Annotated in this window: 8 protein-coding genes and 1 riboswitch; of the genes, 5 read left to right on the top strand and 3 right to left on the bottom strand. The window is 40.2% G+C overall.

Annotated features, from left to right (window positions below):
- Positions 1-117 precede the first annotated feature (117 nt).
- Positions 118-288 (top strand): hypothetical protein, encoded by a 171-nt coding sequence (locus ACXIUD_RS02795; RefSeq protein ID WP_458051091.1) that lies wholly within the window; start codon positions 118-120, stop codon positions 286-288.
- A 247-nt stretch (positions 289-535) separates the two neighbouring features.
- Here ACXIUD_RS02795 and ACXIUD_RS02790 read toward each other — a convergent pair whose 3' ends face one another.
- Positions 536-3,493, bottom strand: coding sequence for a prolyl oligopeptidase family serine peptidase (locus ACXIUD_RS02790; protein WP_458051090.1), 2,958 nt, complete (start codon positions 3,491-3,493; stop codon positions 536-538).
- Positions 3,494-3,508: 15 nt separating this feature from the next.
- Positions 3,509-5,677 carry a prolyl oligopeptidase family serine peptidase gene (locus ACXIUD_RS02785; RefSeq protein ID WP_458051089.1) on the bottom strand — a complete coding sequence of 723 codons (2,169 nt, stop codon included), beginning with the start codon at positions 5,675-5,677 and terminating at the stop codon, positions 3,509-3,511.
- Between the two features lie 95 nt (positions 5,678-5,772).
- On the opposite strand from ACXIUD_RS02785, the gene ACXIUD_RS02780 reads away from it, so the two are divergent.
- Both ACXIUD_RS02780 and ACXIUD_RS02775 read left to right on the top strand, forming a co-directional pair.
- The gene (locus ACXIUD_RS02780) at positions 5,773-9,012 is read left to right on the top strand and encodes a PAS domain S-box protein (protein ID WP_458051088.1); all 3,240 of its coding nucleotides are present in this window, start codon (positions 5,773-5,775) and stop codon (positions 9,010-9,012) included.
- A gap of 45 nt (positions 9,013-9,057) precedes the next feature.
- Positions 9,058-10,365: a hypothetical protein gene (locus ACXIUD_RS02775; RefSeq protein WP_458051087.1), complete on the top strand. Its 1,308-nt coding sequence runs from the start codon at positions 9,058-9,060 to the stop codon at positions 10,363-10,365.
- Here the strand turns inward: ACXIUD_RS02775 and ACXIUD_RS02770 are convergent.
- On the bottom strand, positions 10,362-10,925 hold the full coding sequence (locus ACXIUD_RS02770; protein ID WP_458051086.1) for a RidA family protein: 564 nt from the start codon (positions 10,923-10,925) through the stop codon (positions 10,362-10,364). The two genes, ACXIUD_RS02775 and ACXIUD_RS02770, sit on opposite strands and share 4 nt — an antisense overlap.
- Before the next feature lie 122 nt (positions 10,926-11,047).
- Positions 11,048-11,147, top strand: a riboswitch (SAM riboswitch).
- Between the two features lie 55 nt (positions 11,148-11,202).
- On the opposite strand from ACXIUD_RS02770, the gene ACXIUD_RS02765 reads away from it, so the two are divergent.
- Together ACXIUD_RS02765 and metH are read left to right on the top strand one after the other, a co-directional pair.
- A complete protein-coding gene (locus ACXIUD_RS02765; protein ID WP_458051085.1) occupies positions 11,203-12,249 on the top strand; it encodes a homocysteine S-methyltransferase family protein in 1,047 nt (348 codons plus the stop codon).
- Entirely contained in the window at positions 12,242-14,944 is a 2,703-nt protein-coding gene (gene metH, locus ACXIUD_RS02760) for a methionine synthase (RefSeq protein ID WP_458051084.1), read from the top strand. The genes ACXIUD_RS02765 and metH overlap by 8 nt, the downstream gene beginning before the upstream one ends.
- Position 14,945: the final 1 nt, after the last annotated feature.

Here is a 14,945-nt window from a genome sequence, read left to right as displayed (position 1 = left end):
AGTTGATTCAATCGATTTCGAAAAATAAATCTGTATAAACTGCTGAAAAATAGATGTTTTGGCATGAGATTTATACATATGTAGTTGTACAAAAGTACCAATCAAACAAATACAATCATGAAGAAAATGATCTTTGCAATGATGTTTGCAGCAGGAATTATGCTAGCATCTTGCGGCAACAAAACAACTGAAGAAGTTGAAGTTGAAGAAATAGTAATCGAAGAAGTTGCTCCTGAAGTTGAAGAGGAAATTTTGGAGATTGAAGCAGATTCAACAGAAGTTGAATAAGCTCAATAAGTAAAAAAAAGCTGCTCAGGGATGAGCAGCTTTTTTATTTTAAAAACTCTCTAATATGCCTCAGAGACTTTTTCGTTGGAAAACCCTTATTTGAACTTAAACACTTGATAGAGTTAATCTACCGATTCAAAAGTACGAAATAAAAGTTACAAAAAAATACCCAATTTTGGGTATTTTTTGTCGAGTTCAGTTATTATTTTTTGGATTATTGCATGAATAATCATTTAGTAGGATGTTTTTAATATGAATTTGCACTAAATGTGCGGCCAGAAAGGTGTTCATCTAAGCTTAACTTTGACACTCCTGAGTCTATCCAATCGATGTCTTTTTTGCCTTTGAGATGATAATCAAAGAATTCCAACATACGAACACTGTAATCCTTTCTGTTTTCCAACTTGGATAATCCATGGTTTTCACCTTTGTATTGAGCCATGATTACAGGTTTTTTTAATCTTCTCAACGCATTGTAATACTCAATTCCTTGGGTGAAATCTACCGCACCGTCTTTATCATTATGAAGCATTAGTAAGGGTGTTTCTACATTTTTCACATGGTAAACCGGTGAGTTTCTTTGGTACGAATCCCAATTCTCCCAAGGTCCACCTCTGAATCTTCCCTGAGAGGATTCAAAAATGGCCATATTTCCACCTCCTGTATTCCAATAAATCAAATCATACATGGAAATCATATTGGTCAATGGAGCTCCGGCAGCAGCAGCCTTGAATTGCTTCGTCTGGGTAATCAAAAAAGAAGTTTGGTAACCTCCCCATGAATGTCCATGTAACCCCATATTTTGTTCATCAATAATTCCCGTCTTCAAGGCTTCTTTTACCGCTGGCAAAACACACCAAACAGCTGACATCCCTGGGTCATCCAATTGATAAACAATATCTGGGACTAAAACAGCATATCCATTGGAGGTGTAGACGGCAGGATTCCATCCGGTTCCTGAGAATCCTGGGTTACTGTAGTTATGAAGGGTTTGGGATAGTTTTTCGTAGTAATAAATGATGGTTGGGTACTTTTTACCTGCTTCATAATTCGCTGGTAAAAAAAGTGCTGCTTGGAGAGTATCACCTTTATCGGAAACATAATCAACCAATTGAGCTCCTGAAGACCATACATACTTTCCTGCATCAGGCGCATTTTGGGTAACTTGTTCCTGCTTCCCAATAGTAGCATCAGTTAGGTATACGTTGGTAGGTTCATTAAATTTCTCTTTGGTGAAGTAGTAAACTTCTGCATTTTTAGCTTTGGTAAAGCGGTTGATAGTTGCATCTTCCCAAATCAGTGCTGTTGCCCCTGGAGTCAATCCTGCTTTTCCTCCGTTAACTCTCGCGATACCACTCTTTTTGGTCCACTCCCCATAAGTTCCGAAATACTGTGCCTTGCTTAGATCAACGCCTTTCTCTTCAGAATCTAATACATATCGGCTTTGATAGCGAATTTGTTCCTTACGTCCATTTTGTGTAATGTTTTGAGCACGTTCTCTCCCTGCGACTACTGGCACTTGCCAGATATCCCATCCATCTCTCAGTAAAACAAAACGGCTGTCTGAAGACCATCCCATTGCGCTGTACATCGGTAGTTCTACATTTCGATCGTTTGACTCATCGACAAAGCTGACGGGTAAGGTTTCTGTCAGGTTTCTTAATTGCTTGCTTGGAATATCGTAGACATGGAAATGTCCATCCTTAGCCAAAAGGAGTTTTGTTCCATCTGGTGAAGGCCTTGGCAAAGAAGCTGGGCTAGGAACATAGAATTTCTTAAATACTAGTGTCTTTTCACCCGTCAGCAGGTCAATGGTATAAATATCCCTGTAATTCTGACCATCTAAATTGATATCTAACTCATACGCTTGCAAGTCAAGTCCCAAACCAAACCTATGTTTAGGAAGGATGGTCATTTCACGGAAACTGCTATCCTGTAAAGAGACAAACTGTTTCTTAGCTACATCATACATTCCATAGGTATTGTACATCTTATCTTGGTTCTCCAACACCTGCTGCCTCGATTGTAAGCGACTATCTTGCCAATGCCAAATGGTCATGTCTGGTTTGGTGGCATCGTTAGTCCCATTTGTTTTTTCAGAAGTAGAAGAGGTCTTTGCAACAGCTTTTCTCAAATCATCCAGGGATTTGACAGTGGTATCAGCAAGGATTTTCTGAAGCTGTGCTTTTTCAAGCGAATCCTTATTGGTTATCGGTTCTTCTTCTCTTTTGCTTTCTTTTTTCTCAGGAATAAGTGCATGAATGCCGAAAAACAGGCGATTCAAATCATCTGACCACATAGGCCTTCTGTTAGGACTGATGGTAGATTCCTTGAGGAAGTTGACACTGTCTTTCTGAGGGTCATATATGGTCAGTTGTGGGGCGGTTAGATTTTTTACACCCAATACTTTTCCATGGTCTTGCTTGTACTGTTTGTCTTTGACCATCTTCAAAAGGGCAAAAGCATCCCCTTTTTCTGTCCAAGCGATGGAACGATAAGTAGCAGCATCGGAATCCAAAACTTCTGTTTTCCCAGAGTTTATCGTCAATAAATAAATTCCATTACCCACTTGATTGGCGGCATCTACTGCATACGCTAAATACTCTCCTGATTTATTGAAACCGAAATCACTTACATTTCCAATATTTTGTTTTTTACCGGATACTAGATGAAGTAGTACCAAATCAGAACCTTTAGCATCTCCATTAGACCCTTCTCTGTTGAGATTGATGGCTAGATGGGTGGATGCCTTGCCGTTGAAATTGAAAGAACCTACATTTTCAAAGGTTGTTTGCTTGAAGTCATTAGAGAGATCAACCAAAATCAATTTTTCTTTCAACCCTCTGCCTCCTGACTTGGCAGCAGCTTTTCTTTCTTTATCGGTAGGATATTCTTTGAATGCTAACCATTTTCCATTTTCTGAAAAGCTCACAGAAGGAAAATTACTCGAACCAATTTTGAATGTTTTCTTTTCCTCTGGGTCATTGGTTTTTTGAAGGATTAGTTCGCTATCTCCTTCTACCATACCCATCACATGGGTCATCCATTGCCCGTCAGGAGATAGCTGCACGGTGCCCATATTAATGGATTTCCATGCAGGAATGTCTTGCCATGAAATAGGCCTTGGTTCTTTACTTGCATTTTGTGCAATCGCATTGCTTGCAATCCAAGCAATGCAAATGAATACTAAGGATATTTTTCTCATTTTTTTATAAATCAGTTATGGGTGTTCAACATAGCGCTCAAAGAATTCAATGATTCTAGCCATTCGGTCGATTCTTCTATGAATCGCACCTGAGCGGGAAAGTTCATGACCTTCACCTGGGTAGCGTACATATTCCACAGGCTTACCTAGTATTTTCAAACTTTTGTAAAGGAGTTCTGATTGTCTTACACCTGTTCTTAAATCCTGATCTCCATGCTTTATCAATAGGGGAGTTTGAATATTCTGAACATAGGTTTGTGGGCTATTATAATCCATTATTTCTTTTACCCCCTCTTCCCAAGGATAGCCAAAGTGATTGGGTACTAATCTCCAAGCATTGCCTTCTCCCAGGAAGAAAGTCAATTCATACACCCCTCGTTGCGCAAAAGCAGCTTTAAATCGATGGTCATGTCCCACAATCCAAGCAGTCAAATAACCTGCATAGGATCCGCCAGTTAGGAAATACTGGTCTTTGTCTATCCAAGCATATTGTTCTGTTGCTTTATCCAAGGCAGCCAACACATCTGCCGCCGGACCATCTCCCCAATCTTGGAAATTTCCTTTTTGAAATGCCTTGCCGTAACCACCACTACCTCTAGGGTTTGCATAAACCACTCCATAGCCCTTGGCTGCCATCACTTGGAATTCATGCCACATAGAGCCTTCTCCCGGACCCCACATGGCAGAAGGCCCGCCGTGCATATTTAAAATGGTAGGATACTTTACTCCCTCTTTAACTTCCGCAGGAGGCATTACCCAATACTCAATTTCAAAACCATCTGCTGTCTGCAAGGTATGGAAACTAGGTTTGGATAGTTTTTTGCCTGCCAACCACCCTTGATTCCAAGTGCTGATTTGCTGTGGATTTCGGTTATTAAGGTCGGCGACAAACATTTCAGAGATATGTTCAATCTTGGTCAATGCGTATACCAGTCGTTGTCCCACGATATCAAAGCTGCTTACACCGATTTGCCCACTGATTACGGGATCAATTTTACCAGTATTCACAGCTGCTTTCCACAAATAGAATCCACCATTACTAGCCCCTGTAAAGTAAAGGCTTTGAGAATCTGCTGTCCAAGTTGGAGAAGAAACGGAGCGATCAAGTGCTTCTGTAATCCACTTAAAGCCCGTGCCATCTGCTCTCATAACCCCAATCATGGATTGATTGTAGGAGGGCTCTTCTACATTTTGGCCTCCTACTGCGATCCATCGGCCATCTGGTGAGAATGAAGGATTTCCCACGCGATGATTTTCTAATCCGAAGAATTTACTTGCTTCTTTGGTGGTAAGGTTGACTTTCCAAACTTCCGTATGGTTGGTTTCATCGGGATGAATATCGTTAAAAAGTGAGGAAGCAAAAATATGTTGCATATCAGGACTCCAAGTAGCTCCGAAAAAGCTTTGAAAGCCTTTGGTGATTATTTCTGATTGTCCAGATTGTACATCCACGATTCCTAAATGAGAGAAACTTAATTCAGGACTTAAATCCAATTCACCAAGAAAATTCAAACGGTCTATGACTTTTGGGTCATTTTTGGCATTGTTCTTCGCCAAGAAAGCACGCATTTCTTCGAGACTTCCATCGGGATTTGGTTTGATTTCTTCTTTTGACAGGCCAGCCTGTATGGCCTTGTAGTTAGGTTCGTCACCGTACCTTCTTCCAGGTCTTGGTTGTTCCCAATCCGGAGTTCCTTCTATAGCCCAAATGGGAAGCGTCACCGAAAACAATATTTTTTTTGAATCAGGAGACCAAATTGGATTGGAAGCTCCATTTTTTTCCTTAGTCAATTGTTGACTTTCTCCTCCAGCGGTAGGGAGTAAGTAGATTTGGGCCTTTCCATCTTTTACCCGAGTGAAGGCTAAATTTTTCCCATCAGGGGATAATTTAAAGGATGATACGTTGTAATCCGAAGAAGTAACTGGACTGCTGGAAAATGGAGCCTTTAATTCCGTTTTCCATAGTTGGGATTTGTACTGATACGTATCCTCACCTGTGATTTCTATATAGTTTTTTACAAAATAAACCAAGTTTCCATCGGGGCTGATTTGATGATTACTCGTGGAGATAATGTTTGTAAGATCTGTAATCAGCACCTTATCGTTCACTTGTCCTGTAGCTATGTGTACCAAACAGACCCACAGGTAGAGAATCAGAGATTTACGAAGATTTGAATAATTCATGCATGAATTTATTTAAATAATTGAATAGTTATTCGGCAATATTTTGCTAAATTACTGCTAAATCACCGTGATTCAGCCCCCTTTATGCCAAGGATATGACCGTATTTAAAAAAACCGATCCGACAGAGTCGTATTTTTTATCTAGTGAAGCAGAACTTTCATTCTTAAGAGGAGTGATGAGAAGAAGTTTGGATATGATTGCCATTTTGGATAAAGATGGTGTGTACAAATACATTAGTCCTGCCGTGATAGATATTTTAGGCTATCAGCCAAGTCAAATAATCGGCAAATCTTTCCGGGAATTTGTATCCAAAGGCTCCATCGAGATCGATGAAGAAGTATTTGACCTTTTGTTAGCATCCAAAGAGCAAATGACTGTTGATTTTTGGATGCGAAAGGCGGATGGTCGCAAAATTTTGCTCGAAAACCTAGTGATTAATTTATTGGATGACCCCAATATCCAAGGTATTCTTTTCAATGGTCGAGATATTACGGATTTATTTTCTGCGAAGAAATCCCTAGAGAAGAAGTATAAAGTAGAAACCTTACTGGCGGATCTTTCAGCTAAGTTTGTGAATTCAGTTTATGAAAATTTAGATGGGGCTTTTCATGAAGCGCTCGAAAAACTTACCACTTTCTTTGGTGCTGAGAAGGGGTTTATTTATCGTTCGAGGTTTCGGGATGAACAGTTGGAACTCGTGTATCAATGGGAAATAAGTTTAGGACAACTTCAGCAAAACCTTTGTATAAATACTGTTAAGGATTTTTTTAAAACGCATGATTCAGATGGATTGGTGTTTATAGAAGCTGGTCAAAGTACCGATACTTTGGAAATAATTTTCCCCTATATATTTGGCAGTGCCAATGCTCGCAATTGCTTGTTTCTTCCTTTTTATGCGGGGAATGATTTCGCAGGTTTTTTTGGGGTAAGTAGTTTCAATAATCAAGAATTATGGACAGCGAAAGATTTATCAGCCCTTAAGCAGTTAGGGGATATTTTTTCTGGTGCTTTTGTCAACCGTGCCATTAAAAAGCGGTTGGATAGGAATGAAAATTTGTTGCTAAATACAGAAAAAATCGCAAAATCAGGCTCTTGGCGCTATAGTTTCAACCAGAATAAAATCATTGTTACCCCGGGTTTTTGTGAGCTCTTTGAGATCAGTACTCCTGATTTAGCCCTATCGCTTAAAGAGGCTTTAAAGTTGATCCAAGCTCAAGATCGCAGTATCTTAATTCAGAAAATCAGAAAAACACTTCAAACTGGTAGCAGAGAAGCGGGAGAATTGCTTATTCAAACAGATCAGGGGAATAAAAAATTTATATTCTTTAGTATTCAGACCAAGTCTGATATGGAATACAAAGGTCCCGAACTATATGGTTACATGACGGATGTGACCGATATGAAAAAGAGTAGGGAAGAGATTATTAGGAGTCAAGAGCGTTACCGATTACTTGCCTCTAATATTCCCAATACAAACGTTTTTTTAATTGATAGGAATTTTAGGTATGTGGTATCAGAAGGAACACTCTTTGAAAATTGGAAGGTGAAAGCGAAAGATTTTGAGGGAAAGTTATTATCGCAAGTACATACCCGCAATCTTAACCAAATCAAACCTTTGGTTGAGACAGTCATCTATCACGGAGAAATTGTCGAGTCTGTGTTAGTTTTCAAAAAGAGACATCATCAAATCATCATTCGGCCGATCATATATGGAGAAAAAGTAGAATATGCTTTTGGTATTGTACGGGATATTGAAGATGAGTACACCGCTCGTGAGCAGTTGATGAAAAGTGAGGAGAAGTTTAGAACCTTGGTAGAGGATAGTACAGAAATCATTTTCTCATTGAAGCCTGATCTAACCATTACTTATCTATCACCCAATATAGAACAGTACTTAGGTTTTGAAGCAGCTAAAGTGATTGGCTCCAAATTGACAGAGTACATGCATCCTAACGATCTTGAGGCATTTGAGGAGTTTTTGAGACTAGATGAACATTTTTTGTCTAAAAATCAGTTTTTGGAGTTTAAGTTAAGAACGAAAGATGATTCTTATAAGACTTTTGCTTCAAATGGTAAATTGATTTACAGTAGTGATGGGGTTTTTTTGTACAATGGCATTGCACGGGATGTCACCAAGCTACGGGAAGCACAAAAGGAATTGATTTTGGCAAAAGAGCGTGCCGAAATGGCGGCCAACGCCAAAACACAGTTTCTTTCTATCATGAGTCATGAAATCCGCACCCCAATGAATGCAGTGATTGGATTGACTCACTTGTTGATAGAAGAAAATCCTAGACCAGACCAACTGGAGAATCTCAAAACCTTACAGTTTTCGGCAGAAAATTTACTGGGTCTGATTAATGATATTTTGGATTTCAATAAAATGGAGTCCGGTAAGTTGGAAATTGAGAGCATTCCCATTGATATCAAAAATTTAATCAATCGATTGATTTCCTCCTATAAATTTCAGGCAAGAGAAAAAGACATTCAGATCATATTTGATTTTGACCAACAGATACCCAATAATTTACTTGGAGATCCAGTTAGGTTCACTCAGATTATCAATAACTTATTGTCCAATGCTATTAAATTTACAGAATCTGGTTTTATAAAAGTGGTTGTAAAGCGTAAAAGACAACATATAAACGGTGTCCTACTGGATTTTACTATACAAGATACAGGGATCGGTATTCCGGAAGATAAAATTCAAGATATATTCAATGCATTTACCCAAGCTAGCACAGAGACTACCCGGAAGTTTGGAGGTACAGGTTTGGGACTCGCTATTGTTAAAAAACTAATCCAGTTGTTTGGTAGTGAAATTCACGTCCATAGCCAAGTAAATAAAGGAACCACGATTAATTTTGCCATCAAATTTGCAACATCCCAAGCTGAAAGTAACACCTCGCAAACCCCTATTCAGGAATTAAAGGATAATTTAAGGGAGGCCCGTGTGTTGATTGCGGAGGATAATGTGGTCAATCAGTTAATGATTCGAAAATTTATGCAAAAATGGGGTGTAAGAAATTTCACCATTGTCAATGACGGGCAGGAAGCTATCGAAGTTTTGGCGGATGAAAAATTTGATTTATTGATTTTAGATCTTCAAATGCCTCGAAAGGATGGCTTAGATGTTGCCCGTTTTATTCGTTCTCATGAAGATCAGCATATAAAGGACTTGCCACTCATTGCCATGACTGCTTCACCATGGGAAGAAATTCAGGAAAAATTTGAGGAGTTGAAGATGAATGAATACGTACCCAAACCGTTTAATCCAGATCATATGTATGCAAAGCTTATCAAGTTGTTACAACATAATTTGAGTAATTTTTGATGATTGCATCACATTAGCTGTATTTTTGACATCAAATTCTCACTAATGAAAAAAATAGCTGGACTTCTGATTAGCCTTTTATTTTTCCAAGACTTACATGCGCAGTCTTCAATGACGAATAGATCTACTTTTTATGGTACTATTGGTACCACAGGAGCAAATTTGCGGGAGTTTAACAATTTATTGGCAGACAAAGGATTAAGTCCAATGCGAAAAGGGTACACCAATTTTACCCTTGGATATATGGCCCGTTTTAATGATTTTATTTTGGGAATGGAACTGATCCAAAGTTCTGGTCCTCGATCAGATTTCGATGATTACAGGATTGGTTACCGTACATCTCGAGCCATGTTGAATGTTGGCTTTGCATTTACAGAAGAAGGTAGATTTCAGTTGATACACTACATGGCAGTAGGGGCCGGATATTTGAACTTTCAGATGTTACGTCCGGATGAACCTGCAACATTTAGTCAATTTATGGACAATCCTCGTCAAGGATATATTTTGCGAGATGGAAACGTACAGCAAAACAGTCTCAATATGACTGGATTTTTGACGGAGTTTGGATTTCAGATGGCGTATGATTTGCCTATCCCGGGACGGAGTGAAGCATTGGAATTGATTGCTAAATTTGGTTATTCTTTTTCACCGTTTGAAGATTCTTGGAAGTTGAATGGCATAAGTTTCAGCTCTATTCAAAGTGGAGCTTTCCTAAGGTTAGGAGCAGGTATCTCCATACCAGATCACAATTACTTTTACAAAGACGCTGATATTGGGGTTCATTTTTTTGGGAGCATGAATTTTACATCACCGACAGCATTAAATGAACGATTAGCTGAGAAAGGATACAATACCTTTTCAGGAAGGCCAAATAACTGGGGGTTGAAAATCATGGGATATAGTAAGGATTGGCTTTACGGTATTGATTTGTATAACCTTGGAATGAGTGGGCAGGCCTCTGAGCAGTTGGAGCATACGCTCAATTCTGTTCGATTATATGCTAATTTAGGGAAGAAATTTTTCGAGTTTAAAAATCTTGAGATGGGCGTACTTGGAGGTCTCGGATATGGGAATTTGAGATATACTTTGTATAATCCCAACAAGCCTGATTTTCCAGCCTTATTTGAAGAGCCCGATTTTGATGGCCGCCTAACAGGACGAGGTTTGATGGTCAAGCCTGAGGTTTATGTGGGCTATGGTCTTCCTCTTGCCTTGGGTAAATTCTTCAAAGTTTTCACAGCAGTACATGCAGGCTATGAACAGCCGCTGGGAGCTTACAGGTTAGGAGACTTGGGAATGGCATCTTACATGAGCAACCCGTATGTGCAAGTGAGTTTGGGTATTCGGCCTTAATCTTCAATTTCTACGATCAGTTCGATTTCTACTGCAAAGCCTAATGGAAGGGAGTTCATACCTACAGCCGACCTTGCGTGTTTTCCCTTTTCACCAAAAACTCCTACCATCAAATCAGAAAATCCATTGATCACTTGTGGATGTTGGGTAAAATCATCCTCACAATGAACCATTCCCAAGACTTTAACGATTTGTTTGACCTTATTGAGACTACCAAGTTCTGCTTTGAGCACTGCTAATTGTGCGATAGCTGTTAATCTTGCGGCTTCTTTGCCTTCGTCTATGCTCAGGTCTTTTCCAACTTTTCCAAGTATATATCCTCCTTCTGGAAGTTGTGGTCCTTTACCCGCCAAGAACAAGAGATTCCCCGAGCGGACTACATGGACATAATTGGCAATTGGATTGGAGATTTCGGGAAGCGCAATTCCTAATTCTTCAAGTCTTGCATCTGCATCCCAAGCAGTGATTTCTTGTTGTTGAAGTTCAGATCCATTGCTTGAGTGTTCCTTAACAGGCTGGCAAGCAAAAATGAGTAAAAGCAGAAGGGATCGATAATTCATACAGGTTTTTTTGTTTACAATTTACACAAGTTTCATCCTTGATTTTGATGTTTTTGATGATAAAGAGCGAATATTTTGCAAAAAAGCCCAATAATTCCACCTTTTGTCTGTAAATTTGAGCTTGCTTATCGAGAAAGACCGAGGGATGGGCCCTACGACGTCTTAGCAACCTGAATGCAAGGTGCTAATTCCCCTTCCGGAAATGCCGGAAAAAGATGAGCGGTTGATTCAACTTTTATCTTCCGGTTCTGCTCGTATAAGCTTTTTAATAACGATTATGAAAAATAGAACGGAACAATTAATAGCACTCGCACAGCAAAAAGTTTTAATTTTGGATGGAGCCATGGGCACCATGATTCAGCGGTATAAACTTTCAGAAGAAGACTTCAGGACTGCAGAGCTAGCCAATCACCCGAGACCTTTAAAAGGGAATAATGACTTACTGTCGCTTTCGCGTCCGGACATCATTAAGGCTATTCATGCTGCTTATTTTGAAGCGGGTGCTGACATTATTGAAACCAATACATTCTCGGGGACTTCTATTGCTCAGGAAGATTATGGATTGCAGCATTTGGCTTATGATATCAATTTCTTCTCAGCCAAAATTGCACGAGAAGTAGCAGATGAGTTTACGGCAAAAAACCCGGAAAGAACTAGATTTGTGGCGGGTGCTTTAGGCCCAACCAATCGGACTGCTTCAATTTCCCCCGATGTGAATGACCCTGGTTATAGAGCGATAAACTTTGATCAGTTAGTGGCTGCTTATGAAGAGCAAGTGAAAGGCTTGTTGGATGGAGGTGCTGATATTTTATTGGTTGAGACAATTTTTGATACTTTGAATGCTAAAGCAGCTCTTTTTGCTATACAAGAGGTTTTTGAACAAAGGAATATTCCTTTGAATCCAGAAGAAGGAGGTGTTCCTGTAATGATTTCAGGGACGATTACAGATGCATCTGGTAGAACCCTTTCAGGGCAAACCACAGAGGCTTTCTTGATCTCCGTTTCCCACGTACCGCTTTTCTCAGTAGGATTAAATTGCGCTTTGGGAGCTAAAGAGTTGAGGCCGTACTTGAAAGTTTTGGCTGAAAATGCGCCTTTCTTAGTGTCCGCTTATCCGAATGCAGGTTTGCCCAATGAATTTGGTCAATATGACCAAGGAGCCTCAGAGATGGCTGATCAAATAGAAGTTTTCTTAAAGGAAGGATATGTCAATATATTGGGCGGTTGTTGTGGTACCACACCTGACCATATTCGTGCAATTGCTGAAATTGCCGGGAAATATACCCCAAGAATTAAAGAATTTGAAGTGAGTAGCGATGAGTAAAATACGTCATAGTGAAGTGTTGAAGTTATCTGGTTTGGAGCCTTTGGTTTTCACTCCAGAAATCAATTTTGTCAATGTTGGAGAACGGACCAATGTGACAGGATCGAAAAAATTTGCACGATTGATCTTAAATGGTCAATACGATGAAGCACTCGATGTGGCTTTGGATCAGGTAAGGGGAGGAGCACAGGTCTTGGATGTGTGCATGGATGAAGGGATGTTGGATGGAGTGGCTGCCATGACAAGATTTTTGAATTTGATAGCTTCAGAACCAGAGATTAGCCGGATTCCAATCATGATAGACTCTTCCCGTTGGGAGATTATCGTGGCTGGATTGAAATGCGTGCAGGGTAAAAGCATCGTCAATTCCATCAGTTTGAAGAATGGGGAAGAGGAGTTTATTCATCAGGCTAAAACCATTAAAAAATTTGGAGCAGCGGTGGTGATAATGGCCTTCGATGAGCAAGGTCAGGCAGATACCTATGAGCGAAGGATAGAGATCTGCAAGCGTAGTTATGACATCTTGGTAGATGTGGTAAAATTCAATCCACATGACATTATTTTCGACCCGAATATCTTTCCTGTTGCTACTGGGATGGAAGAGCATCGCAGAAATGCGTTGGATTTCTTTTTGGCTACCCAATGGATCAAACAAAACCTTCCTGGAGCTAAAGTAAGTGGAGGGGTGAGTAATGTCAGTTTTTCTTTCCGTGGAAATGACCGCGTACGAGAAGCTATGCATGCGGCATTTTTGTACCATGCCATCAAGCATGGAATGGATATGGGGATTGTCAATCCTACCATGTTGGAAGTATATGATGATATTCCGAAAGATCTCTTGGATAAAGTGGAGGATGTATTGTTCGACAGGCACGAAGGAGCGACAGAGGCTTTGCTGGAATTTGCCGAGACCGTCAAGTCTTCGGGTAAAAAAGAGGTAATCAACGAAGCTTGGCGATCGGATGCTGTTGAAAAGAGGATTGAGCATGCACTTGTGAAAGGGATTATAGACTTTGTCATTGAGGACACGGAAGAAGCCCGATTGAACTATCAAAATCCTTTGAAAGTCATCGAGGGTCCTTTGATGGATGGGATGAATGTGGTGGGAGACTTGTTTGGTGAAGGCAAAATGTTTTTGCCCCAAGTAGTCAAGTCTGCCCGTGTTATGAAAAAGGCCGTGGCTTATTTAGAGCCATTTATGCCCAAAGTTGGGGATGCTGACTTCAATGCGGAGCAAAGCAGTGTGAAGAAAATACTGTTGGCAACTGTCAAAGGAGATGTGCATGATATTGGTAAAAATATCGTTGGGGTGGTTTTGGCTTGTAATAGCTACCAAATTATTGATTTGGGCGTGATGGTGGAAGCCCAAAAAATCATTGACGAGGCCATCAAAAACAAAGTAGATATCATTGGGCTTTCCGGCTTGATTACACCTTCTTTAGACGAAATGGTCAATGTGGCTTCTGAGATGGAGCGTCAGGGCTTGAAGATTCCTTTATTGATAGGAGGGGCGACAACATCAAGAATCCACACAGCGGTTAAAATTGATCCTGTCTACTCAGGCACAGTGATCCACGTGACAGATGCTTCCAAATCAGTTCCGATTGCGGGGGAATCCATTTCTGAGGAAACCAGAGAAGCTTATCATGTGCAAATCAAAGAGACTTACCGACAATTACGGATAGAACATGAAGCCAAGCAACAGATCAAGCAATTGGTGTCTTATGAGGAGTCCAAAGCCAATCCTGTGTTTATTGACTGGGATCATTATGTTCCTGTGAAGCCAATTCAAACAGGGATTACGGTCTTGGAAGATTTAGATCTGAATATTTTAAGGAGGTACATTGATTGGACACCATTCTTCAGTACATGGATGTTGTCTGGTAAGTATCCAAAAATTTTAGAAGATCCCATAGTGGGGACAGAAGCCACCAAATTGTATCAGGAAGCGAATACCATGCTAGATCAGATTATTGCTGAAAATTGGCTCAGTGCAAAAGCAGTAGTCGGCTTATTTCTTGTAAAAAGGAGTGGAGATGATGTCTCGATTATTGACGCCGATAAAGAAGTGAGTTTCCATTTCCTGCGTCAGCAAGGTAAAAAAGGTAAAGGAGTGCCCAATCGATCGCTTGCCGACTACCTACATCCGGAAAAGGAAGATTACCTTGGAGGTTTTGCGGTGACAGCAGGCTGGGGAATCGAACAAAAATTGGAAGAGTTTCAAGCAGCCCACGACGATTACCACGACATCATGCTGAAGGCCTTGGCAGACAGATTAGCCGAAGCAGGTGCTGAATATTTGCATGAATTAGTTCGAAAAGAATTGTGGGGATATGCGCAGACAGAAAATCTGGATAATGAATCTCTGATTAAAGAAGCCTATACAGGTATCAGGCCTGCACCTGGATATCCTGCCTGTCCGGAACACTCGGAGAAGCGAACATTATTTGATTTATTGGAAGTAGAAAAACACACTGGGATCACCTTAACTGATTCCTTTGCTATGTATCCTACTTCTTCTGTTTCTGGCTTTTATTTTGGACACCCTGAAAGTAAGTACTTTGGGCTCGGAAAAATCGGAGAAGATCAAGTAGCAGATTATGCCAGAAGAAAAGGGGTTTCCATGGCTCAAGCAGAAAAGTGGTTATCTCCAAATTTAGCTTATAATCCATCTCAACAACCTATTGAAAGTTAAT

Source organism: Mongoliitalea sp. (genome assembly GCF_054166905.1).
Note: the sequence above shows the minus strand (reverse complement) of the source record. Positions and strands in the feature narration are given on the sequence as shown.